This window comes from Streptomyces roseus (assembly GCF_001044425.1).
Lineage (GTDB): Bacteria > Actinomycetota > Actinomycetes > Streptomycetales > Streptomycetaceae > Streptomyces > Streptomyces roseus.
In genome coordinates, this window is sequence record NZ_LFML01000110.1 from 21,114 (window position 1) to 44,100 (window position 22,987).

Below are 22,987 nucleotides of genomic sequence, written 5' to 3' on the forward strand. Positions count from 1 at the left end.
GCGCAGGGGCTGGGGCCGCCGCCGCGGCCGAACCTGCCGGGGCTGCGGATGCGTCCGTTCGCGCGGGCGATCGCGGGCGCGAGGGCGGCGCGGGACGTGGTGGTGGCGGAGGTCCGCTACGAGCACCGGGGCTGGAACGGCCACCGCGCGGATCCGGTCCACGACGTGTGGCAGGCGCTGCGCGAACTGTGCTGTGTGGCCGGGCCTCTGCCCGTCGCGCTGGTCGGGCACTCCATGGGCGGGCGCGCCGCGCTGCGAGCCGCCGCCGATCCGCTGGTCCGCGCGGTGGTGGGGCTCGCGCCGTGGTGCCCGCCGGGTGAACCGGTCCTGCACCTCGGGGACACGGCGGTGGTGCTCGTGCACGACGAGGCGGACCGGGTCACGGACGCGCAGGGGTCGTGGGACTACGTACGGCGGGCCCGTGCCCGGGGCGCCCGGGCGGCGGGCATCGCCATGCCGGCCGGCGGGCACGCGATGCTCCGCCGGGCCCCGGCGTGGCACCGGATCGCGCGGGACACGGCGCTGGGCCTCCTGGACCTGGCGCCGCTCCCGGACACCCTGTTCTCGCAGGGCGTTCCCACCACGCCGGGGGCCGCGGCGCGGGACCGGCACCCGGTCGGCGGCCCGGCGCGCTCGCGGCCGTGAACGGGGAAGCCCCGGCCCGCCCTTCACGGGACGGGTCGGAGCTCCTCGGCGGGGGTGTGCCCGTGGGGACTATTCGACGACCAGGGTGACGGGGATGTTGCCGCGGGTGGCCTTGGAGTAGGGGCAGACCTCGTGGGCCTGCTTGACGAGCAGCTCGCCCGTCTCACCGGCGAGGGACTCCGGCAGCTCGACGCGGAGGGTGACGGCCAGGGCGAAGCCCGTGTCGTCCTTGCCGATCGAGGTCTCCGCGGTGACCGAGACCTCACCGGTGTCGACCTTCGCCTGCCGGCCGACCAGGCCGAGCGCACTGGCGAAGCAGGCCGCGTAGCCCGCCGCGAAGAGCTGCTCGGGGTTGGTGCCCTGGCCGCTGCCGCCGAGCGCCGGGGGCATGGCCAGCGCGAGGTCGATCTGGCCGTCGGAGCTGACCGTGCGGCCTTCGCGGCCGTTGGCGGTGGCGACAGCGGTGTACAGCGCGTCCATGGGGGTTCCTCTCGCGGTGGTGACCGTGCAGCCGGTGATCGGCTGACACCAGAAGTAGAGCACACAATTAAATTGTGCACAACTAAATGCCTCGCAAGTCATGCCCGGGTACACTGGCGTCCATGAGCGAGCAGCCGACCCGAACCCTCCGCGACGAGGACTTCCTGCGCCTGGACGGTCAGATCTGCTTCGCGCTGAACTCGGCCGGCAGGGCCTTCAACGGCCTCTACCGCATCGTCCTCAAGGACCTCGGTCTGACCTACCCCCAGTACCTGGTGATGCTGGTGCTGTGGGAGCACGGCACGACGCCCGTCAAGGAGATCGGCAAGCACCTGCGGCTGGACTCGGGCACGCTGTCGCCGCTTCTCAAGCGCCTGGAGGCGGCCGGACTGGTGCACCGGGAGCGCAGCACCGAGGACGAGCGCTCCGTGCGCGTCGGCCTCACCGGCGACGGTGCGGCCCTGCGCGCACGCGCGGTGGAGGTGCCGCGGCGGATCGCGGCCGCGACGGGCTTCGAGCTCGCCGAGATCCGGGATCTCCAGATCCGCCTGCACCGCCTGACCGCAGCCCTGGACGCCGCCACCGAGGCCGTCCCCGAAGCCTGACCGGCGCCGGTCAGACCCGCATGCGCGGCGCGCGATCCGGAGCGGACGGCCCGGACACCCCCTAGATTCGTCGGCATGGTGCACGTACTCGCAGGCCGCGTCCTGCTCACCCCCACCGACCCGGCTCGCTCGCGCGCCTTCTACGGAGCCACTCTCGGGCTCGCCGTCTACCGGGAGTTCGGCACCGGGCCGGAGCGCGGCACGGTCTACTTCCTCGGCGGCGGCTTCCTGGAGGTCTCGGGGCGCGCCGAGACCCCGCCCGCCCCCGGGCTGCGGCTGTGGCTCCAGGTCGCCGACGCGCAGGCGGCGTACGAGGAGCTGCTGGAGCGGGGCGCCGAGGTGCTGCGACCGCCGCGGCGGGAGCCCTGGGGGCTGATCGAGATGTGGCTCGCCGACCCGGACGGGGTCCGCGTCGCCGTGGTGGAGGTTCCGGAGGACCACCCCCTGCGCTCGCGCCCCTGAGCCCGCGCACCGCCGAGGCCGTCCACCCATCGGGGGGACATCGGGGCCGCCCCCTGGACACGTCGTCAACCGCCTCCGGCCCGGGGGCCGGTACGGGCGCGGACGCGAGCCACGCACATACCACAACCGAATATGCCGTGGAGCCATTTTGTAAAGATCAACTCAGTGTGCTGGATTGATCACCGACAGTGCCCCCGGCTGCGCGGAAGGACACCGAATGCGCACGGTTCGCGAATCAGTCCTGGACGTTCTACGAGCACGTGGCGTCACCACGGTCTTCGGCAACCCCGGCTCGACCGAGCTGCCGATGCTCAAGCGGTTCCCCGAGGACTTCCGTTACGTACTCGGTCTCCAGGAGGCCGTCGTCGTCGGCATGGCCGACGGCTTCGCCCTCGCTTCCAGGACCACTTCCCTCGTCAACCTGCACACCGGTCCCGGCACCGGCAACGCGATGGGCGCCATCCTCAACGCCCGGGCCAACCGCACCCCGATGGTCGTCACCGCGGGCCAGCAGGTGCGCGCCATGCTCACCATGGAGGCCCTGCTCTCCAACCCGCAGGCCACGCTGCTCCCCCAGCCGGCCGTCAAGTGGGCGTACGAGCCCCCGCGCCCCGCCGACGTCCCGGCCGCGCTGGCCCGCGCCGTGCAGATCGCCGAAACACCGCCCCACGGACCGGTGTTCCTCTCCCTGCCCATGGACGACTTCGACGCGGAGCTCACCGAGGCCGAGGACCGGGCCGGCCGGGCGGCCGCCGCCCGCCGGGTCACGCACGCCGCAGCGGCCGACGCCGCCGCGGTCGCGGCGCTCGCCGACCGGATCTCAGGCGCCCGCTCCGCCGTCCTGGTCGTCGGCGACGACGTCGACGCCTCGGGCGCCTGGGACGCCGTCCTCGCCCTCGCCGAGCGCACCGGACTGCCCGTCTGGGCGGCGCCCGTCTCGGCCCGCGTCTCCTTCCCCCGCAGCCACCCGCAGTTCCGGGGGGACCTGGCCCCGGCGATCGGGCCGCTCGGCCGGCAGCTCGCGGGGCACGACCTGGTCGTCGTGATCGGCGCGCCCGTGTTCCGCTACTACCCCTACCTTCCCGGGGACCACATGCCCGAGGGCGCCGAGCTCGTGCTCCTCACCCGGGACGCCGAGGAGGCCGCCCGGGCCCCCGTCGGGGACGCGGTCGTGGCGGACCTGGCCCTGACCGTACGAGCCCTCGCCGACCGGCTCCCGGCCGCCGGCGCGAGCGCGCCCGCCCCGCACGAGCGGGTGCGCTTCCCCGAGGCGGCCGACGGGGTCCTCACCCCGCTCGCGGCCCTGGCCGCCATCGCACAGGGCGCCCCCGAGAACACCCTCTGGGTCAACGAATCGCCCTCCAACGTCCCGCAGTTCCACGAGGCCACCCGCATCAGCGCCCCGGACTCCTACCTGTTCTCCGCGGGCGGCGGGCTGGGCTTCGGAGCGGCCGCGGCCGTCGGCGCGCAGCTCGGCGCCCCCGGCAGGCCCGTGGTCTGCGTCATCGGAGACGGCTCCATCCACTACGCCGTACAGGCCCTGTGGACCGCCGCCGCCTACAAGGTGCCCGTCACCTTCGTCGTCCTCAGCAACGCCACGTACGCGATCCTCCACTGGTTCGCACAGCTCGAACACGCCCAGGGCTCCCCCGGCCTGGACATCCCCGGTCTGGACATCACGGCCGTCGCCGACGGCTACGGGGTGCGCACCCACCGGGCCCACGGCGCGGGTGAACTCACCAAGCTCGTACGGGACGCGGCGGCCCAGCAGGACGGCCCGGTCCTCATCGACGTGCCCGTGACCACCGAGCTCCCCTCCCTCTGATCCCTCCGAAGCCCGGCCGCCGCGCCGCCCGGGCGCCGGCCTGCCCCCACCACCGTCAGAAGGCCCTCATGTCCCCCGACACCCCTCTGCTGTCGCGCCTGCGCACCCTCCTCACCGACCACGCCGACGTCCTGCACACCGACCCGGAGACCCTCGCCGCGCACGCCCGCGACGCCGCGCCGTTCTCCGAGGCCGGGACCCCGGCCGTCGTCGCCTTCCCGCGCACCGCCGAGCAGGTCCGGCACATCATGCGCACCGCCTACGAACTCGGCGTCCCCGTCGTCCCGCAGGGCGCCCGCACCGGCCTCGCGGGCGCCGCGAACGCGATCGACGGCTGCGTCGTGCTGAGCACCGCCCGGATGGACCGCATCCTGGACATCGACCCCGCCAACCGGCTCGTACGCTGCGAGCCCGGCGTGGTCACCAAGCGGCTCAACGACGCCGTCGCCGAGCACGGCCTCTCCTACCCGCCCGACCCCGCCTCCTGGGAGCACTGCACCATCGGCGGGAACATCGCCACGGGCGCCGGCGGCATCTGCTGCGTCAAGTACGGGGTCACCGCCGACTACGTCCGCGGCCTGGACCTCGTCCTCGCCGACGGCCGCCGGATGCGGACCGGCCGGGACACGGCGAAGGGGGTCGCGGGGTACGACCTGACGCGCCTGCTCGTCGGCTCCGAGGGCACCCTGGCCGTCATCGTCGGCGCCACGCTCGGGCTGCGCCCCGTACGGCCGCCCGCGCTGGCCATGCTCGCCCAGTTCCCCACCCTGACGGCGGCCGGGGACGCCGTCGCCTCGATCACCGCGGCGGGACACGTCCCCTCCGCGCTCGAACTCCTGGACCGGGCCACCTCGCAGGCCGTCGCCGACCACGGACACCCGATGATGACCCCGGGCGCCGCGGCCACTCTGATCATCGAGAGCGACACCGCCGAGCCGGCCCGCGACCTCGCGTCGATGGCCCTCCTGTGCAAGGAGGCCGGGGCGCGCAACGTGGTCACGGCCTCCGGCGCCGAGGAGTCCCGGCAGGTCATCGAGGCCCGGCGGCTGGTCACCCCGGCCCTGGGCGCGTTCGCCGCGACCCTCGGCGGCCGGCCGACCGCGTTCATCGAGGACGTGGCCGTACCGCGCTCCGAACTGGCCAAGTTCATGGGCACGATCGAGGAGATCGCCGTACGGAACCGGCTGCGCGTCTTCACCCTCGGCCACGCGGGCGACGGCAACCTGCACCCGACGGTCGTCTTCGACGAATCGGACGCGGACGAGTTCCGCCGCGCCCGGACCGCGTACGACGACATCATGGCCGCGGGGCTCGCCCTCGGCGGCACCAGCACCGGCGAGCACGGCATCGGCACCCTCAAGCGCGAGTGGCTGACCCGCGAGCTCGACCCGGTGAGCCTGGAACTCCAGCGCGGGCTCAAGCGCCTGTTCGACCCGAAGAACCTGCTCAACCCCGGCAAGGTCGTGGAGGCATGAGCGAGGCCACGGCCCGCTCCGGGGCCGCCGACGAGGGCGCCACCGGGACACCCGCGATCCCGGACCAGGCCTCGGCCCCGGGCTCCGGCCCGCTCCCCGTACGCCGGCCCGCCCGGGCCGGGCGCGCCGAGACCGTCCGCTTCGCCGCCACGCACACCGTGCAGGCGTTCGTCCGCGGGGCCTTCCAGCTGCGGCCCCGTGTGCTGGCGGCGCAGGCGGCCCTCGGCCAGCAGGGCTGGTCGGCCGCGACCCTGCGGGCCATGCGCGCCCGGCACGGCGGGGCGCCCGTGGAGGTGCGCGGGCTGTCCGGGCCGCTGCTGGTCCTGCTGGACCAGGCCGACGTCCGGCGCTTCTACGAACTGCCCGTGCGCACCCTCGCCCTGGACGCGCCCGACAAGTACAGGGCGTTGTCGCTGCTGGAGCCCACCGGCGTCATCTGCTCCCACGGCGACACCCGTGAGGAGCGCCGGCGCGTCAATGACGAGGTGCTCGCGGCCGACCGGCCCGTGCACCCCTCGTGCGAGGAGTTCCGGGCGATGATCGCGCAGGAGGCTCCCGCCCTGCTCCGGAACTCCGAGCTGGACTTCCCGCCGCTGCGGCGCACGGTCGCCCGGATCGTGCGCCGGATGGTCCTCGGCGACGCGGCCGCGGGCGACGAGGAGCTCGCCCGATGGCTGCTCGCGATCCGCGAGGAGTCGAACTGGATGCGGATGCGCAAGAGGCGGGCCACGGCCGCGGAGGCGCTGTACCGCAAGGCCGCCGCCCGCGTCGAGGAGTACGCCGCCCGCGCGGAGCCGCACGCCCTGACCGCGCTCGCCCGCAACCATCCGGCGGCCCGGGGACCCGGCGCCGCCGCCCTGGACGCGGTGGGCCAGGCCCACCACTGGCTGCTCGCGCTCGACGCCGTCGCCCCGATCGTGGCCCGGACGCTGCTGCTGCTCGCCGCGCATCCGGCCGAACAGGAGGCCCTGCGGGCCGAGGTGGACGGCGGGGGCGCGGAACTGCCCCGGCTGCGGGCCTGTGTGGAGGAGACCCTGCGGCTGTTCCCGGTCGTGCCGGACCTCCTGCGGGTCACCCGCGCCGAGACCGAGTGGGGCGGGGTGCCCTATCCGGCGGGGACGGCGGTGCTCGTACCGGCCCTGTTCCACCAGCGCGACCCCGAACACGTGCCGGCCGCCCACCAGTTCGTACCGGCCCGGTGGCTGCGGTCCGGGGCGGCGCAGGACATCCGGATGGCCCCGTTCAGCCACGGCGGCGGGCGCTGCCCGGGAGAGCACCTGGGCCTGCTGACGGCTGCCCTGCTGACCGCGGAGGTCCTGCGGGGCCATCGGGTCACCGGCGGCAGGCCGGCGGTGGACCCGTGCCGTCCGCTGCCCGGCATCCTCGCCTCGGCCGGCATCCGGCTCACCCTCGCCCCGCGCTGAGCGCGTACGGCGGCGCGGGACCGGCCGGCCGCCGGGCCCGCGCCGCACGTCCGGCCCGCCGCCCAGACCCCACCACGCCAGGCCCCGCGCGGCCGCTGCCCCGCCCGGATCGGCCGCCGCTCCGCCATGCCGCGGAGCGGTACCGCCTCCCGCTTCTTCCGGCTCCACGACCGCTGACAGCCCCCGACCGCTGAGGAACGCCATGACCGACACCACCTCCACCGCGCCGAGCGGGGCCCCGGGCCAGGGGACCCCCGCGGAACCGGCCGTCCCCGCGCAGACCGTCCACCCCTGCCCGGCCCCCTCGTACGGCCCGCCCGGGCTCCTCGAACGCCTCGGCTCGGCCGCCTTCGCCCGTGTCAACCGCACCCGCGAATGGCACGAACTGCCGTTGCCCCTCGGGCTGCTGAACCTCCGGGTGCTCCGCGACGACCTGCGCCGCAAGAACCTGTACGACACCTACGGCGCGGGCGGGGAGCGGCGCCGGCGTCCGACCCGGACGCTCGCGCCCTTCCGCTCGTACGACGGCTCGGGCTACGACCCGTACGACGAGGACATGGGCCGCGTCGGCACCCGGCTCGACCGCAACGCCCCGCTCCACCTGGTCTTCCCGGATTCCGAGGAGGAGCTGATGTCGCCGAGCCCGCGCGAGATCAGCCGGCAACTGCTGGCCCGCGAGGGGTTCGTGCCCGCGCCCACCCTCAACCTGCTGGCCGCCGCCTGGATCCAGTTCGAGAACCACGGGTGGGCCAACCACGGCGACAACGAGGAGGCCGAACCCTTCACCGTCCCGCTCGCCGAGGACGACGACTGGGCCGAGCTCGGCGGCGGCTGCCCGATGCGCGTGAACCGCACCCGCCCGGACCCGGTCGCGCACACCGCGTCCGACACGCCGCCCACGTACGAGAACACCGTCACGCACTGGTGGGACGGCTCGCAGCTCTACGGCTCCGACGAGGCCCGCTGCCGGGCCCTGCGCACGGGCGAGGACGGGCGGCTGGTCCTGGAGGACGGCCGGCTGCCCGCCGACCCGCGGCCCGGCAGGTCCTGCCTGGACTGGACGGGCATGAACAGCGACTACTGGGCCGGTCTGTCGTTGCTGCACACGCTCTTCGCCAAGGAGCACAACGCGATCTGCGACTACCTGCGCGCCCACTACCCGACCTGGGACGACGAACGGCTCTTCCACACCGCGAGGCTGGTCAACACGGCGCTGATGGCGAAGATCCACACGGTGGAGTGGACCCCGGGCATCCTCGACACGCCGGTGCTGCGGCACGCGATGGACGCCAACTGGTACGGGGTGCTGCCGCGCTGGGTCAGGCGGACGTACGGGCGCGTCGGCAAGGGCGAGATGCTCAGCGGCATCCTCGGCTCGCCCACCGATCACCACGCGGCGCCGTTCTCGATGACGGAGGAGTTCGTCTCCGCGTACCGGCTGCACCCTCTGATCCCCGACGAGCTGGTCGTACGGGACCACCGCGCCGGCACCGTCCGCGCGAAGATCGGCTTCGAGGAGATGCAGGGACGGGCCACCCGTACCGCGGTCGACACGTACGGCATGAGCGACCTGTTCCACAGCTTCGGCACGGCCCACCCCGGGGCCCTCGTCCTGCACAACCACCCCGACGCGCTGCGCAATCTGACCCGGCTCACCGGCGAGCACGTCGACCTGGGCACGGTCGACGTCCTGCGCGACCGCGAGCGCGGGATCCCCCGCTACAACGCGTACCGGCAGATGCTGCGCAAGCGTCCGGTGACCTCCTTCGAGGAGCTGACGGGCGGGCACCCGGGCGACACGCCGCTGCTGAAGGAGCTGTACGAGGGGCGGCTGGACCGGGTGGACACGCTGGTCGGCAATCTCGCCGAGCCGCGGCCGGCCGGGTTCGGGTTCAGCGACTCCCTCTTCCGGATCTTCATCCTGATGGCGAGCAGGCGGCTGAAGAGCGACCGCTTCTTCACCACCGACTACCGGCCCGAGGTGTACACCGCGGAGGGCCTGGACTGGGTGGACCGCAACGGCATGGTCTCGGTGCTCCTGCGCCACCACCCCGAACTGGGCCCGGCGCTGGACGGCGTGGCCAATGCCTTCGCCCCGTGGCGGGCCCTGTGACGGCCCCACTCGCGGTCGTACTCCGCCGCTGACGGGCGGGGACACAATGGGCGGGTGAGCGGGTGGGCGCAGGAGCGGCGCCCACCCGTACCTCCCACCCGCACCACCCACCCGTACGACCCGCCCGAACCCCCGCACCACCACTCCACCCCGTTCCTGTCGTCCGCGTCGGAAGCGAGCGCGCCGTGAGCCACCACCACGAGCACCACGACGGATCGTCCCGGTCGCCGCTGCGGCACCGGCTCGCACACCGGCTCGGCCATCTGGCCCACGCGTTCACCCCGCACCATCACGAGCCCGCGGCCAAGGTGGACGCGGCGATGGAGACCTCCCGGCAGGGCATGCGCACGCTGTGGCAGTCCCTGGGCGTCCTCGGACTGACCACGGCCGTTCAGGCCGGTGTCGTCGCCCTGTCCGGGTCGGTGGCCCTGCTCGGCGACACCGTCCACAACGCGGCCGACGCCCTGACCGCCGTACCGCTCGCCATCGCGTTCGTACTCGGGCGGCGCGCGGCGAACCGCCGCTACACGTACGGCTACGGCCGCGCCGAGGACCTGGCCGGGATCGTGGTCGTCCTCATCATCGCGGCCTCCTGCGCCTTCGCCGGGTACCAGGCCGTGGACCGGCTCCTGCACCCCCGCGGGATCGGGCAGCCGTGGGCGGTCGCGGGGGCCGCGGTGGCCGGCTTCCTCGGCAACGAGTGGGTGGCCCGGCAGCGCATCCGCACCGGCCGCCGGATCGGTTCCGCGGCGCTCGTCGCCGACGGACTGCACGCCCGTACGGACGGGTTCACCTCCCTCGCCGTCCTCCTCGGCGCGGGCGGCGCCGCGGCCGGCTGGCAGGGCGCCGACCCGGTCGTCGGCCTGCTCATCACCGCGGCCCTCCTCGTGGTGGTGCGCGACGCCGCGCGCGAGGTCTGCCGGCGGCTCATGGACTCGGTCGATCCGGCGCTGGTCGACACCGCTCATGACGCGCTGCTCGCGGTGGCGGGGGTACGGGGCACCGGTCAGGTCCGCATGCGGTGGATCGGGCACGCGCTGCGGGCGGAAGCGGACATCGTCGTCGATCCGCACCTCACGGTGGTGCAGGCCCACGCGCTTGCCGTCGAGGCCGAACACGCCCTGATCCACGCCGTTCCGAGGCTGACCGCGGCCACGGTCCACATCGACCACACCGCCGGGCACGAGGACCCGCACGCGGCCTTGGCCCACCACGCGGGCCCGGCCGGCTGACGCCGGGGCCGGGAGCGCGTCAGCGGCGTGTATGGAGTGGGCCGTTTCCCGTCAAGGTGGCGTCAGGGACCGGCGCGAGGAGGCCGCGGGCGGGGATAGCTTCGACATCGCGCCCCGCACTGCCTCCCCGCACCGGGGCGCGTCCATCGCCTCTTGCGGTTCCTCAGGGAGGGCCCCATGTGTCTGTTCCGGTACGAAGACGATCCCGAGCCCGAGGAACGGGTCCCGGCCGGACTCCTGTACGTGCCCGTCCGGCCGGGAAGGGGAGCGGAGGCGGTGATCCGCCTGTTCCGCACTCCGCTGGGCGCCCGTACGGCCGTCGGCTTCACGCGCTCGGACCTGCTGGCCGCCACCCTCGGCGAGGGCCAGGGGTACATCCGGTTGTCGGAGTCCGTGCTGCGGGAGCTGTGCGCACCGCTCGGCGCGGATCTGCTCACCGTCGACCCGACGCTGTCGGCCCCGGCGCCCGCCCAGGGGGCCGCCGGGACTGCGGCCGCCGCGGCGGCGCCGCTCCGGGCGGGCCGGCTCCCGGCCCAGGCCGCCTGAGGGGAGGAGCGCCATGACCACCGTCACGCTGTCCGGGACGGCCGCGGGTTCCACGGACGGGCTGTCCGTCTGGCCGGCCTCGACGACCCGGCTGCCGCACGGCGGCCTCGCCGTCGGCGGGGTACCGCTGACCGAGATCGCCGACCGCTTCGACACCCCGGCGTACGTACTGGACGAGGGCGAGGTGCGAACCCGCTGCCGCACCTACCGCGACGCCTTCCCGGACGCCGAAGTGCTGTACGCCGCCAAGGCCTTCCTGTCCCGCGCCATGGTCCACTGGGTCGCCGAGGAGGGCCTCGGGCTCGACGTCTGCTCGGCGGGCGAGCTCGAACTCGCCGTCACCGCCGGTTTCCCCCCGGAGCGCGTCCTCCTGCACGGGAACGCCAAATCGCCGCGCGACATCGAGGCCGCCCTGCGGCTGGGCGTCGGCCGGATCGTCATCGACAGCGCGTCCGAGATCGCCCGGCTCGCGGCGGCCGTGGGGCCGGGCGGGCACCAGAAGGTCCTGGTCCGGATCGTCCCGGGCATCTCGGCCGGCGGCCACGAGAAGATCCGTACCGGCACCGACGGCCAGAAGTTCGGGCTGTCCCTCACCGACGGCTCGGCGCAGCACGCGGTCACCCGCATCCTCGGCCAGCCGCAGCTGGAACTCGTCGGCCTGCACTGCCACATCGGCTCGCAGATCACCGAGGTCAAGCCGTACCTGACGGCGGTGCGCCGGGCGGTCGGGCTGATGGCCCGCATCCGAGACGCCCACGGCGTCACGCTGCCCGAGCTCGACATGGGCGGCGGCCACGGCATCGCGTACTGCCCGGGCGAGCCCGCGCTCGACCTCACGGCGCTGGCCGGCCGGCTGCGCGCCGAGCTCGTCGAGAGCTGCGCGGCCGCGGGGCTCCCCGTGCCCCGGCTCGCCATCGAGCCGGGGCGGGCGATCGCCGGCCCGGCGGGCATCGCCCTGTACCGGGTGCTCGCGGTGAAGCGCACCGGGGAGCGGGTGTTCGTGGCCGTGGACGGCGGCATGAGCGACAACCCCAGGCCCGCGTTGTACGGGGTGCGCTACGCGCCCCGCCTGATCGGCCGCCCTTCCGCGGCCGTGCCGTGCACGGCCACGGTGGTCGGCCGGCACTGCGAGGCGGGCGACGTCCTCGCCGCCGACGTGGAACTCCCGGCCGACGTCCGTCCGGGGGATCTCCTGGCCGTTCCGGTGGCCGGTGCCTACCAGCTGTCCATGGCCTCCGGCTACAACCTGGTGGGCCGTCCCCCGGTCGTCGCCGTGGGGGGCGGTGCGGCGCGGCTCCTCATGCGCCGCGAGACCCTGGACGACTTCCGCCGCCGCGACGTCGGCGACTGAGGTCCGCCGGGGGTACCGACCGGCCCGCCGGCCGGCCGGTGCCCCCGGCCCAACCGCCTCGGCCCGCACCGCCTCGGCCCGCACCGCGCCGGGCCGGTCCGATCGCCGGGAGGGGGCGTCCGGGCCACCATGGAGGGTGATCGTGTCCGCGGAACCCCGGCCGGGAGGCGCCCGATGGTGCACAGCGAGGCAACAGCAGCGGCGGACGTCCTGGTGGCGGGCGCCGGCCCCGTCGGGCTGACCGCGGCCGCCGAGCTCAGACGGCGCGGGATCTCCTGCCGGATCGTCGACCGGCTCCCGGCCCGGCTGCCCTATGCCAAGGCCGTGGGGATCCAGCCGCGGACCCTGGAGATCTGGGATCGGATGGGTTTCGTCCGGGCCGCGCTGGAGGCCGCCGTCCCGATGCGCGGGCAGCTGGCGTACATGAACGGCGTGGAGCAGTTCCGACTGGACCTGGTGCTGCCGCCCGAGGTCCCGTACCGCTTCGCCGCCCTGCCGCAGTACGAGACCGAGCGGATCATCGAGGAGTTCCTGGAGGGGTTCGGGACGCGCGTCGAGCGCGGCACCGAACTGGTGTCGTTCGTCCAGGACGCCGACGGGGTGACCTGCCGGCTCACCACCCCCGGCGGCGAGGAGGAGGTCCGCACCCGGTTCCTGGTGGGCTGCGACGGCGCGCACAGCACCGTCCGCAAGGGGCTCGGCCTGGCCTTCAAGGGCGGCGCCTTCCCCGAGGAGTACATGCTGGCCGACGTCGAGGTGGACTGGGACCTGCCGTACGGGTACGGGGTGCGGGCCATGCACCGCGATGACCGGGGCGCCGTCGACGACCTGCTGGTGTGCATCCCGCTGCCGGGAGACCGCCGCTACCGGGTGTCGATGCTGGTGCCGCCCGAGCTCTCCACCGCTCCCCCGCAGGGCGGTGACGCGGTGGCGCACGGACTGGAGGGCGGCCGGGTCCCCGAACTCGGGCACGTCCAGGCCGTGTTGGACCGGCTGTCCCCGCAGCCCACGACGGCCTCCGCCCTGCGCTGGTCGTCCGTGTTCCGCATCAGCCACCGGCTGGTCGACCGGTACGGGGAGGGCCGGGTCTTCGTGGCCGGGGACGCGGCGCACATCCACCCGCCGACGGGGGCGCAGGGCATGAACACCGGGATCCAGGACGCCTGGAACCTGGCCTGGAAGCTGGCGCTGACCGTGGAGGGCGCCGGCGCCCCGGGCCTGCTCGCGAGTTACGACGCCGAGCGCCGTCCGGTGGGCGAGGAGGTCGTCGGCCGTACGGTCCGGCACGCCGCCGAGGGTGTCCAGGCCGACCCGCAGGACGCGGACACGCTCATGATGCGCGAGGCCCAGCTGCTCGTCGGCTACCGCGGCAGCCCCCTCGTACAGGCGACCGGTCCCGGGGACGGCAACGGGTCCGGGGATGGCGACGGGTCCGGGCCGCGCCCCGGGGACCGGGCGCCGGACTGCGGCGGCCTCTCGGGGCACATCGCCGCGTATCCGCTGCGGTTGTACGACCTGCTGCGCGGGCGCGAGCACGTGCTGCTGCTGTACGGGCCGGGGCCGGCCCTGGACGGCCTCGCCGAGTTCTCCTCGGCGGCAGGGGGCTTCGCACCGGACCGGGTCCAGGTGTGCGCGATCCTCGCCGAGGCCGCGCCCGAGGCCGACCGGGGGGCGCCGGTGCCCGTGTACCGGGACGGCCGGGGCGAGTTCGCCCGGATGTACGGGGTGCGGGAGCCGGCGGCGTTCGTGGTGCGGCCGGACGGCTACCTCGGGGCCAGGCTGTGCCCGCCGACCGTCTCGGGGCTGGCCGCGTACTTCTCCGGGGTGTTCGGGAGCTGAACCGGCTCGCCGGGCCCCTCGGCCACGGTGAACCCCTTGGCGAGGAGCCACGCCGCGAGGCCCACCTCCCAGGCGAACACCGGGAGGGCGCTCAGCGATCCGGCCGCGGAGACCTGCGGGTACGCGCCGAACAGCACGGCTGTCGCGGACGCGTCGATCAGTGCGCCGCCGACGAGTCCCAGCACGGCGAGGGGCCGCGGGACGAGCCGTGAGCGGTACGTCAGGGAAGCCAGGACGAGGGTGTTCGCGCCGAGGATGAAGTCGGGCCCGAAGAGGAACGTCCAGTCGTGGACCGCCACCAGGGCGTCGTCCGCCGTGACCAGGGACGGGGCGTCGGCGCCCGGCACCGCCGCGGCATCCCGGCGCAGGGTCACCACCGACAGCACGCTGATCATGCCGACGAGGATGACGGCCGCCTCCAGGAGCCGGCCGCAGACGTAGCCGAGCGCGGCGCCCTCGTTCCGCCGTTTGACGACCGGGTAGAGGGCGACCCCGGTGCCGATGACGGCGACCGCGAGGACGAACGACGAGGAGGGCGAGGCGATGACGAGCCGGCCGGAGGCGGCGCCCCGGGCGCCCCTGAGCAGGGACCGGGTGCTGCGCGCCGCCGTGGCGCCGGCCGACGGCACCGGGATCGAGGCGCTGAGCATGCGACGGCTCGCCCAGGAGCTGGGCGTGGTGCCGATGGCCCTCTACAAGCACGTCGCCAACAAGGGACAGCTCCTGGACGGCATGGTGGAGGCCGTCGTGGCCGGGATCGACCCGCCGGCCCCCGGATCCGACCGGCAGGGCGCGGTCCGGCAGCGGATCCTCTCCGCCCGCGCCGCGCTGCTGGGGCATCCCTGGGCGGCCCAGGTCATCCGCTCGCGCAGCGGTCCGACCCCGGCGGTCCTCGCCTACCTGGACTCGGTGATCGGCATGTTCCGGGCCGGCGGTTTCCCGGTCGACCTCACCCACCACGCGACGCACGCGCTGGGCGGGCGCGTCCTCGGCTTCACCCAGGAGGTGTTGGACGCCGCCCCGGACCCGGATCCGGCACGTCGGCCGCCGATGCCGCCGGAGGCCGTGGCCGGCTATCCCCACGTCGCGGAGCCGGCCGGGGCCGCGGCACACGACGGGGACTCCGTCGTGGGCGGCGGCTGTGACGACCAGTTCGAGTTCGAGTTCGCGCTGGACCTGCTCCTCGACGGTTTCGAACGGCTGCGGCTGCGGGGCTGGACCTCGGACGGCCGGCGAGCCGGGGGTGACCTGATCGCGTAGGCTCGGCCAATGGCCAAGTACTTCGACGTGCACCCCGAGAACCCCCAGCAGCGCACCATCGCCAGTGTCGCCGACAGCATCCGCTCCGGCGCGCTCGTCGCGTACCCGACGGACTCCTGCTACGCGCTGGGCTGCCAGCTCGGCAACCGTGACGGTCTCGCCCGGATCCGCTCCATCCGTCATCTGGACGACCGTCACCACTTCACCCTGGTGTGCCAGGACTTCGCCCAGCTGGGCCAGTTGGTGCAGGTCGACAACGACGTGTTCCGCGCGATCAAGGCGACCACGCCCGGCAGTTACACCTCCATCCTCCCCGCCACGAAGGAAGTGCCGCGCCAGCTGCTGCACCCGAAGAAGAAGACGGTCGGCGTACGGATCCCCGACCACGCGGTGACGCAGGCCCTGCTCGCCGAGCTCGGCGAGCCCCTGCTGTCCAGCACCCTGCTCCTGCCGGACGAGCCGGAGCCGCTGACGCAGGGCTGGGAGATCAAGGAGCGCCTCGACTACCTCGTGGACATCGTGGTCGACTCCGGTGACTGCGGGACCGAGCCCACCACCGTCATCGACTTCTCCGGCGGCGAGGCCGAGATTGTACGGCGCGGGGCGGGCGACACCACGCGCTTCGAGTAGTACGGACGGCAACCGCCCGCCGCTCGGCCCGGATCCGGGGCGAGCGGCGGGCGGACCGGTGTACCGGGGCCACCGGTTCCTGCCGGAACGGGCGTGTCAGCAGCCGAAGTCGATCTTCCGGAACGAGGCGTAGTGGTCCGAGGTGTAGTAATCCTCCTCCCACTGCTGTCCGGTGATGATCCGTCGTGCCCCGCGGGTCGGCGAGCCCGGGGTGATCACGGTGTACTCGTGGTAGTAGCCGCTGCCGCGGGCCGGCAGCAGCCGCTCGCGGTTCTGGAACACGACGCCGTCCTGGGAGTACGGGAACGGGCCGCCCTGGTCGATGAGGTCGAGGGTGTCGTGCGCCTGGGTGGGCAGCGCCGAGTAGCAGACGCTGCCGACCGCGGCAGCGGAGGCGGCAGCCGCGGAGACGGGGGCGGAGGCGGGAGCGGGAGCGGCCGAGGCGGCCGGTCCGGTGAGGAGGGCGCCGGCGATCGCAGCCGCGCCGACGAGGGTCACGAAGCGTGGGGGGATTCTCATGCGGCCCATGATGACGCGCGTAGAGCAGCCCTCGTCAACGGCAACTCCGTTGAGTTTCCTGGCTGTTCACCGGCGGTGGCCGGTGCGTGGTTCGGACGTCGGCGCCGCGTAAGGCGCGCGCAACCTCCGGGGCCGCGCGGCGCCGGTGGCAGGATGATCGCCAGTCGATCGAGAGAGGTGCCGCACCATGGCCGTCGTCCACCGGACCACGATGACCCCCGGCAAGCTGGAGCTGCTCGCCGCCTGGCTTCCCGGCCGGCCCTGGTACCGGGGCCCCGGTACCGGGACCGCCCCGCAGCCCGCCCGGGCCGGGGGTTTCCGGCTCGACGACCCGCGGGGCGAGGTCGGGATCGAGTTCATGGCGGTTTCCGACGGTGCGGGAGACCGGCAGGTCACGTACCTCGTGCCCCTCACGTACCGCGGCGCACCGCTGGACGGGGCGGAGCGGGCCCTGATCGGCACCTCGGAACACGGGGTGCTGGGACGCCGCTGGATCTACGACGGGACCCACGACCCGGTCCTCGTCGAGCGGTTGTACGCGCTCGTCCGCGGCGAGGCGGTACCGCAGGCGCAGAGCGAGAGCGACACCCCCGACCCGACCGTCGCGGGCTGGTCGGCGCAGACCGGCCCCAGCGGCCCGGCCTCGATCCTCACCGTGTCCGACGGGCCGGACACGACCGACGTGCTCGTGCGGACCCCGGCCGGGGAGCTGACCCTCTCCGTACGGCGGGTCCTGCGGCCCGCGCCGGAGCCGGACGGCGGCGCCGCGCCGCTGCTCGGACACGTCACGGCGGAGTGGACGCTGGCGGACGGCACGAGGGCGCGCGGCCGGTACGCGGAGATCCGCGCGTAGGGGTGCGAGGGCGCGGACCGGGCCCTGCGCGCATCATGGGAGGTGGGGAACGCTCCCTTTCGCCTGGAAGAGGAGGGCGCGGATGAGTTCCGACCGCTACGAGCTGGTGTTTTCCGAGGGTCCGGACATGAGCGAGGACGTCGTCGTGGTGACGGCCACCGGCCAGGCCGGGCCGGGTGGCCACCCCGTCTACGCGGACGCGACCGGCATCGTCCGTGCGGAGATCAGCGACCAGGAGGAGGTGCGCGTCCTGGCCTCCGGTGGCGGCCAGGACCCGGCCCGCGTGGTCCGCGTCCGCCCACTGCCCTGACCCGCCCGGCACCCGCCCGGTCCGCCCCGAACGCACGGTTGCTCCGTACGAGTTCTCTTGGGTGCCCGTTCGGTCGCACCATCCGAGCGCATGATCATCATTTAGCCGCGCAATCGTTTTGATGCTCCCAACGGGCCGTGGGCGAGCTGGGAAGGCTGCGTGGCGATGTCATCGACGCACCGTGCACAAAAGGAACGACGGGCACAGAAGGAACGACGGGCACGCAAGGCCCTAGGGGTACCGGGGACCAGGACATGGAGCGTGGTGGCGGCCGTGACCGGCGCCGCCCTCGTCGTCGCCGCGGCGCCGGGCCGGGCACCCGAGCCCGATGCCGCCGGGCGGCCGGGCGGCGGCCCGGACGCCGCCGTGACCCTGCTCGTCGGGCGGGCCCTGGACCGGGGGGAGGGCGGGATCGCCGCGCGGTGCGCCCTGGAGGCCTTCCGCGACGGCCTGTGCACCGGCTGGCGCCGCCAGCGCGTCCGGGCCACCTCCCGGGGAGCCGGCTCGGTCCTGCGCGGGCCGGCCTCGCGCGAGACCGGCGGGGCGGGCCGTACGGTCGTCCTCCCCACCAACTCCGGCGGTCCGCTCGACATCGCGCTCGCCGAGGCGGGGCAGCTCACCGACGTCACCGTCCACGACGGCCACGGGCGCTACGTGGGCGGCGAACTCGCCGCGAGGAGCCGCCACTGGACCAACACCGAGCCGCTGCGCGCGGGCGAGCTCTACACCGTGCGGGTCGGCGCCCAGGACGCGGCGGGCACCCCCGTCGGCGTCACCCTGGCCTTCCGGACCGCGCCGCCGCCGGACGAGGGCCGGCTGACGGTGGAGTTCGGGCCGAGGCCGGGCACGTACGGCGCCGGGCAGATCGTGACGGCCGCCCTGAGCCGGCCGGTTCCCGCCGCCGACCGGACCGCCCGGGCCCGGGTCGAGCGGGCGCTCCAGGTCACCTCGGAGCCGGCCGTCGAAGGCGGCTGGTACTGGGTGGACGATTCGACGCTGCACTACCGGCCGCGTACCTACTGGCCGGCGCACGCCGAGGTGCGCGTGACGAGCGGACTCGACGGGGTCGAGGTCGGCGACCACGGCTACGGCGGCCCCTCCGACTCCACCGCGTTCACCATCGGGGACCGGATCGAGGCCGTCACCGACGCCGAGGCGCACGAGATGACCGTACGCCGCAACGGCACGGTGATCCGGACGATCCCGGTCACCACCGGCAAGGCCGGGTTCCGTACCCGCAGCGGCATCAAGGTCGTGCTGGGCAAGGAGTACCAGGTCCGGATGCGCGGGGACTCCGTCGGCATCAAGCGGGGCACGAGCGAGTTCTACGACCTGCCCGTCTTCTACGCGACCCGGGTGACCTGGAGCGGTGAGTACGTGCACGCCGCGCCCTGGTCGGTCGCTTCGCAGGGCGAGGAGAACGTGAGCCACGGCTGTACGGGCATGAGCACGGCGGAGGCGGCCTGGTTCTTCCAGACCGTACGGGAGGGGGACATCGTGCAGGTCGTGAACAGCGAGGGCGAGCCGATGGCGCCGTTCGCGAACGGTTTCGGCGACTGGAACCTGGACTGGCGGACCTGGCGGGCGGGCAGCGCCCTCAGCGGCGACGCCCCCGTCCCGGCCGCCGTCCTCCCGGCGGTGTCCCACCCCGCGGGATCCCGGCTGCGCCCCCTGACGTGAGCCGCGCGCGACGCGGCGCCCGTGCCGTACCCGGCAGATCCGCCGGGTACGGCACGGGCGTCAGGCGGCGGGGCGGTGAGGGCTACTTCGGGGTGGGGCAGACCTGCCAGGCGAGGTGGTAAAGGGTGCTCACGCTCGCATCCGTGGAGTCCATCGCCATGAAGCTGGTGGCGGTCTGCGGATTGGACGTGCCCGCATTCACGCGCAGTTCGGTATTGATGTTGAAGTTGCGTTTCTCCCCGCACGGCGCCCAGACCAGGTCGGCGTACTCGGTCTTGTCGCTCGCCTGCCAGTTGTCGTTGTGCGGGCCGTTGAACTGATGGGTGCGCTGGGTCGTCTGGGGCATTCCCTGGAAGTAGTAGTTCGCACGTTCCTGGCCCCACGCACCGGGCTGGAGAAATGCGAATCCGCGGTAATCCGCCTGGACGATGGCATAGGTGAATCCCGAAGGAACGTGGACGCGGAGATTGAGCTGGCAGTTCTTGCGGAATGCCGTGGGCGGCGCACCGGGACCCACCTGGGCGAGGTAGTCACTGTAGGTGATGGTGAAGGCCGTGTTGTCGGGGGCGACGGCCACCTCGGCGGTGCCCTCCCGGCAGCCGGATCCGTTCACGGTGGCGAGTTCGATCACGATCTTGTCGGGCGGAGCGGTGATCTGCGGGGTGTGGCCGGCGGCCCCGGCGGAGGTGGCCGCCGTGGCGATCAGCACGGCGGCCGCGCCGCCGGTGAGCAGGGTACGAGACAGGGAATGAGACATCGTTGTCACTCCTGATCATCGATCGGTGTTTCCTGCGCTCACTCCGCGTCAGGCCGCCGCCGGGCATTCCTTCCACTCGAAGTGGTAGACCGTGCTCACGCTGCCGTCCGTCGAGTCCATGCTCATGAAGCTCAGGGCCTGCGGGTTCGACGTCCCCGCGTAGACCCGCAGTTCGCTGTTGACGTTGAGGTTCCGCTCCTCGCCGCAGGGCGCGAAGACCAGGTCCTGGTAGTCGGTCTGGTCGCTCGCCTGCCAGTCGTCGGAGTACGGGCCGCCGAACTGGTGGTTCGTACGGGCCGTCTGCGGCATGCCCTGGAAGTAGTAGTTGCCGCGCTGCTGCCCGTAGGCCCCGCGCTGGAGGTGGGCGAAGCCGCGGTAGTCGGCGCGGGCGATGGCGTACGTGAACCCCTGCGGTACGTGCACCCGGAGGGCGAGCTGGCAGTTCTTCCGGAACTCCGTGCCGCCGGAGCCGGCGCCGGCCTGGGCGAGGTAGTTGCTGTACGTGACGCTGAACGAGGTGTTGTCGGAGGCGGTGGTGACGCCGGCGGTCCCCTGCGGGCACCCGGAGCCGTTGACGCCGACCACCTCGACGGTGATTCTGCCAGGCGGTGTGGACGGGGTGTCGGCGTGTGCGGGAAGGGCCAGGGCGCATAACGCCGTGACCGCCGCGCCGACGGTGAATCTGCGGAGCAACATCGTCGTTTCCCCATTCCTCGCTCGAATTTCGGCATGCACATGCCACCACAGGGCGTGGGTGCCGGGAAGGACGCGAAACGGCCAATGCCAGGGGGCCGCACCCGCCTGGCCGAATTCCGGCGCCACGGGACGCGGGACCTGGAATCCGCGATCCGCGGGGAGGAGCGGCTCCGAAACCGCTCGCGGCGACCGCTCAAGCCTGGAGGGCCACGGCGAGGAGCAGGGCGGCCATGCCCACGGCCGACCAGGCCAGGTAGTCCCCGACCAGCCAGGCCAGGTAGTCCCCGACCAGCCCCGAATGCAGGCGGCGCAGCGGCACGAGCACGGCGGACGCCCGCCGGCCCGGCGCCGCGCCGGACGGCCACCACAGCGCGGCCCCGGCCGGCAGGCACACCAGGGCCGCCGAGGCCAGGCCGAGGCCCGCGCCGGCCGCGGTCCACCCCAGGGGGGCCCGCTCCACGGCCCCGGAGCCCGGTGTCCGTCCGCCCGCCGTCCCGCCGCCCGCGGCGGCCGGGTAGCCGGCCTGGTCGGTGAAGAGCTCCGCGCCGTGGCCCAGGCTCTGCGCGAGCGCCGGTACCGCGCCGACGAGCAGCCCCAGGAGGAGCAGTACGGCCGGAACCACGACCGTGGGCGGGTGGTGCGCCGACCTCCGCGGCTCCCGTACCTCTGGCTCCTTCCCCTCCCCACTGGTCTCGGCACCGGCGGGTCCCGTGCGCGGGGGCCGTCCGGCGCCCCAGAAGATCCGGGCGGCCGCCCTCAGCAGGGCGCCGCCGGTCACCGCCGAGGTCAGGAGGAACACCGGCAGCAGTGCGTGGCCCGCCGCCTCCTCGCCGAGCGCCTTGCCCAGCCCCGCGCCGAACGGCGGGAGCCCGGCCAGGGTCAGGGCGCCGAGGGCGAACAGCAGGCCCACGGCCCGATGCGCACGCGCCTTGCCGTGGAGGCCGTGCTCGTCCACCGATCCGTACTGGTCGAGCAGCACCCCGCACAGCCCGAAGAGCGCCGCCTTCGCGCAGCCGTGGCCGGCCACGTACACGGCCGTGGCGCCGGTGCCCGCCGGGGTCAGCAGGATCAGCAGCGGGGTCAGTGCCGTCCCGACCGCCGGCTGGGAAAGTGCGACGTCAGGGGCTTGGAGTACGAGGAACAGGAGGCTCAGCGCGAGGCCGTGTCTTTCGGATCAGGGTGGATCAGGCCGGGCGTCTGGTGCCGTGCGTCGCAAGGCCGAGGAGGGAGCCGACGTGGTGTGTCGGCGACCGACGAGAACGCCGCGAGGCGCGGTGCCAGGTGCCCCGGGTCCGCCATGATCCGAAAGACACGGCCTCGCCCGAGCACCGCGAGGGCCGCGGCCTGGCGTACGGGTTCGCGGCACAGGACGGCCAGGGTCGCGGCCGCCACGACGAGCAGCAGGGCGACCGTGGTCAGCGCGTCATCCATCGCGGCTCCCCTTCTCCTCGGTCGCGGTGGCCTTGCCGACGGCGATGATGGTCACGGTCCCTCCGACGGCGAACAGCAGCCCGATCAGCAGCGTCTTGACGGCCGCCCGTCCCGGGCCCTGCTCCAGGGCCACGGCGCAGGCGATCAGCGGGACCCCGAGCCCGTTGGCCGGGGCGAGCGCGTGGAGCCGGTCGAGGCCGCCCCGGCCGCTCAGCAGCACCGTCGCCGCCGCGGCCGCGAGCCGCGAGCAGGCAGGCGACGCCCAGCCACGGCAGGACCGCTGCCACCGTGTGCACGGGGGCCATCTCAGCCGTCCTCGCGGGACGCGCCGGAGTCGGCGCCGGCGAAGCGGGTGAAGACCAGCACACCGGCCGGGACAGCACCGCGAAGACGAGGGCGAGGTCCTGGTAGGACGGCCGGTCGTAGGCCATCGGCAGCAGCAGGAGGAGGGCGCCGGTCACCGTGCCGGCCAGGCAGAGACCGGCCAGCCGCTGGACGACGCCGCCCCGGGACGCGGCCCACAGGCCCGCCGGCCAGGCGACGAGCAGGACGAGCGCGGCCGCCGACCAGGTGTGCGCCGGGAGCGGGCTCACCGCGCGCCGTCCCGGCCGGCCAGCGCGTGCTGCGGCCCGCCTCCCGGATCGGCTCCGAAGCTGTGGAGGAGGGCTTCCGCTCCCTCGTCGGGCAGGTCGGTGACGCACGTGTCGGCGGACCATCCGAGCACGATCCCCGCCCAGCCGGGGCCGGCCCCCGCACGCGAGCGGAGCCGCCGGATCCGGCCGGATCCCGCTTCCGGTCGCCCGCCCGGCCCCGCTCCCCGGCCCGCCACGACGCCCGCCAGTACGGCGAGCCCC

General features: G+C 74.3%; 25 protein-coding genes and 1 pseudogene. 16 read left to right on the top strand and 10 right to left on the bottom strand.

Annotated features, from left to right (window positions below; translation table 11 throughout):
* Positions 1-645: hypothetical protein (locus tag ACS04_RS25235; RefSeq protein ID WP_063839303.1), on the top strand; the 645-nt coding region annotated here is incomplete at its 5' end.
* Between the two features lie 69 nt (positions 646-714).
* On the opposite strand, the gene ACS04_RS25240 is transcribed toward ACS04_RS25235, so the two are convergent.
* Entirely contained in the window at positions 715-1,125 is a 411-nt protein-coding gene (locus tag ACS04_RS25240) for an organic hydroperoxide resistance protein (RefSeq protein WP_048479056.1), read from the bottom strand.
* Positions 1,126-1,247: 122 nt separating this feature from the next.
* Here ACS04_RS25240 and ACS04_RS25245 point away from each other — a divergent pair, with 122 nt between their 5' ends.
* From ACS04_RS25245 to ACS04_RS25290, 10 genes are all read left to right on the top strand, one after another.
* A complete protein-coding gene (locus ACS04_RS25245; protein WP_048479057.1) occupies positions 1,248-1,730 on the top strand; it encodes a MarR family winged helix-turn-helix transcriptional regulator in 483 nt (160 codons plus the stop codon).
* A 75-nt stretch (positions 1,731-1,805) separates the two neighbouring features.
* Complete coding sequence (locus ACS04_RS25250; protein ID WP_048479058.1) at positions 1,806-2,192, top strand: VOC family protein; 387 nt, start codon at positions 1,806-1,808, stop codon at positions 2,190-2,192.
* 217 nt (positions 2,193-2,409) lie between these two features.
* Complete coding sequence (gene mdlC, locus ACS04_RS25255; protein WP_048479059.1) at positions 2,410-4,017, top strand: benzoylformate decarboxylase; 1,608 nt, start codon at positions 2,410-2,412, stop codon at positions 4,015-4,017.
* Positions 4,018-4,085: 68 nt separating this feature from the next.
* Entirely contained in the window at positions 4,086-5,492 is a 1,407-nt protein-coding gene (locus tag ACS04_RS25260) for an FAD-binding oxidoreductase (RefSeq protein ID WP_048479060.1), read from the top strand.
* Positions 5,489-6,916, top strand: a complete 1,428-nt coding sequence (locus ACS04_RS25265; RefSeq protein WP_053080943.1) for a cytochrome P450 — start codon at positions 5,489-5,491, stop codon at positions 6,914-6,916. Before ACS04_RS25260 ends, ACS04_RS25265 begins: the two co-directional genes overlap by 4 nt.
* 202 nt (positions 6,917-7,118) lie before the next feature.
* Entirely contained in the window at positions 7,119-9,029 is a 1,911-nt protein-coding gene (locus ACS04_RS25270; RefSeq protein ID WP_078865295.1) for a peroxidase family protein, read from the top strand.
* 230 nt (positions 9,030-9,259) lie between these two features.
* A complete protein-coding gene (locus ACS04_RS25275) occupies positions 9,260-10,261 on the top strand; it encodes a cation diffusion facilitator family transporter (protein WP_048479077.1) in 1,002 nt (333 codons plus the stop codon).
* A 177-nt stretch (positions 10,262-10,438) separates the two neighbouring features.
* Positions 10,439-10,807, top strand: a complete 369-nt coding sequence (locus tag ACS04_RS25280; protein WP_048479061.1) for an SAV_915 family protein — start codon at positions 10,439-10,441, stop codon at positions 10,805-10,807.
* 13 nt (positions 10,808-10,820) lie between these two features.
* Entirely contained in the window at positions 10,821-12,158 is a 1,338-nt protein-coding gene (lysA, locus tag ACS04_RS25285) for a diaminopimelate decarboxylase (protein WP_048479062.1), read from the top strand.
* A 174-nt stretch (positions 12,159-12,332) separates the two neighbouring features.
* The gene (locus tag ACS04_RS25290) at positions 12,333-13,997 is read left to right on the top strand and encodes an FAD-dependent monooxygenase (RefSeq protein WP_048479063.1); all 1,665 of its coding nucleotides are present in this window, start codon (positions 12,333-12,335) and stop codon (positions 13,995-13,997) included.
* Here ACS04_RS25290 and ACS04_RS36625 read toward each other — a convergent pair.
* Complete coding sequence (locus tag ACS04_RS36625) at positions 13,922-14,647, bottom strand: DUF4386 domain-containing protein (protein WP_078865302.1); 726 nt, start codon at positions 14,645-14,647, stop codon at positions 13,922-13,924. The two genes, ACS04_RS25290 and ACS04_RS36625, sit on opposite strands and share 76 nt — an antisense overlap.
* On the opposite strand from ACS04_RS36625, the gene ACS04_RS25300 reads away from it, so the two are divergent.
* Both ACS04_RS25300 and ACS04_RS25305 read left to right on the top strand, forming a co-directional pair.
* Positions 14,541-15,257 (top strand): TetR/AcrR family transcriptional regulator C-terminal domain-containing protein, encoded by a 717-nt coding sequence (locus ACS04_RS25300; protein WP_048479079.1) that lies wholly within the window; start codon positions 14,541-14,543, stop codon positions 15,255-15,257. The two genes, ACS04_RS36625 and ACS04_RS25300, sit on opposite strands and share 107 nt — an antisense overlap.
* 9 nt (positions 15,258-15,266) lie before the next feature.
* A complete protein-coding gene (locus tag ACS04_RS25305; protein WP_048479064.1) occupies positions 15,267-15,887 on the top strand; it encodes an L-threonylcarbamoyladenylate synthase in 621 nt (206 codons plus the stop codon).
* A 96-nt stretch (positions 15,888-15,983) separates the two neighbouring features.
* Here the strand turns inward: ACS04_RS25305 and ACS04_RS25310 are convergent, their stop codons facing one another.
* Entirely contained in the window at positions 15,984-16,406 is a 423-nt protein-coding gene (locus tag ACS04_RS25310) for a guanyl-specific ribonuclease (protein WP_048479080.1), read from the bottom strand.
* 187 nt (positions 16,407-16,593) lie between these two features.
* Between ACS04_RS25310 and ACS04_RS25315 the strand changes: the two genes are divergently transcribed.
* The 3 genes from ACS04_RS25315 to ACS04_RS25325 all read left to right on the top strand — a co-directional run bounded on the left by ACS04_RS25315 (position 16,594) and on the right by ACS04_RS25325 (position 19,249).
* The gene (locus ACS04_RS25315; protein ID WP_048479065.1) at positions 16,594-17,259 is read left to right on the top strand and encodes a maltokinase N-terminal cap-like domain-containing protein; all 666 of its coding nucleotides are present in this window, start codon (positions 16,594-16,596) and stop codon (positions 17,257-17,259) included.
* 82 nt (positions 17,260-17,341) lie between these two features.
* A complete protein-coding gene (locus tag ACS04_RS25320) occupies positions 17,342-17,569 on the top strand; it encodes a DUF6296 family protein (RefSeq protein ID WP_048479066.1) in 228 nt (75 codons plus the stop codon).
* A gap of 273 nt (positions 17,570-17,842) precedes the next feature.
* Entirely contained in the window at positions 17,843-19,249 is a 1,407-nt protein-coding gene (locus tag ACS04_RS25325; protein WP_245236537.1) for a L,D-transpeptidase, read from the top strand.
* Between the two features lie 82 nt (positions 19,250-19,331).
* Here ACS04_RS25325 and ACS04_RS25330 read toward each other — a convergent pair whose 3' ends face one another.
* The 7 genes and pseudogenes from ACS04_RS25330 to ACS04_RS38985 all read right to left on the bottom strand — a co-directional run.
* The gene (locus ACS04_RS25330) at positions 19,332-20,006 is read right to left on the bottom strand and encodes a DUF4360 domain-containing protein (RefSeq protein ID WP_398022050.1); all 675 of its coding nucleotides are present in this window, start codon (positions 20,004-20,006) and stop codon (positions 19,332-19,334) included.
* A gap of 48 nt (positions 20,007-20,054) precedes the next feature.
* Positions 20,055-20,702 (bottom strand): DUF4360 domain-containing protein, encoded by a 648-nt coding sequence (locus tag ACS04_RS25335; protein WP_048479067.1) that lies wholly within the window; start codon positions 20,700-20,702, stop codon positions 20,055-20,057.
* 193 nt (positions 20,703-20,895) lie between these two features.
* Positions 20,896-21,729, bottom strand: a complete 834-nt coding sequence (locus tag ACS04_RS25340) for a hypothetical protein (protein WP_158977497.1) — start codon at positions 21,727-21,729, stop codon at positions 20,896-20,898.
* 30 nt (positions 21,730-21,759) lie between these two features.
* Positions 21,760-21,864: pseudogene (locus ACS04_RS40495) on the bottom strand (hydrogenase subunit MbhD domain-containing protein); the annotation flags it as partial.
* A complete protein-coding gene (locus ACS04_RS25345; protein ID WP_048479068.1) occupies positions 21,852-22,133 on the bottom strand; it encodes a hypothetical protein in 282 nt (93 codons plus the stop codon). The pseudogene ACS04_RS40495 and the gene ACS04_RS25345, both read right to left, overlap by 13 nt.
* The gene (locus ACS04_RS25350; protein ID WP_078865300.1) at positions 22,126-22,443 is read right to left on the bottom strand and encodes a monovalent cation/H(+) antiporter subunit G; all 318 of its coding nucleotides are present in this window, start codon (positions 22,441-22,443) and stop codon (positions 22,126-22,128) included. Before ACS04_RS25350 ends, ACS04_RS25345 begins: the two co-directional genes overlap by 8 nt.
* Before the next feature lie 279 nt (positions 22,444-22,722).
* The coding region (locus ACS04_RS38985; protein WP_048479070.1) for a hypothetical protein at positions 22,723-22,987 on the bottom strand (265 nt) is incomplete at its 5' end.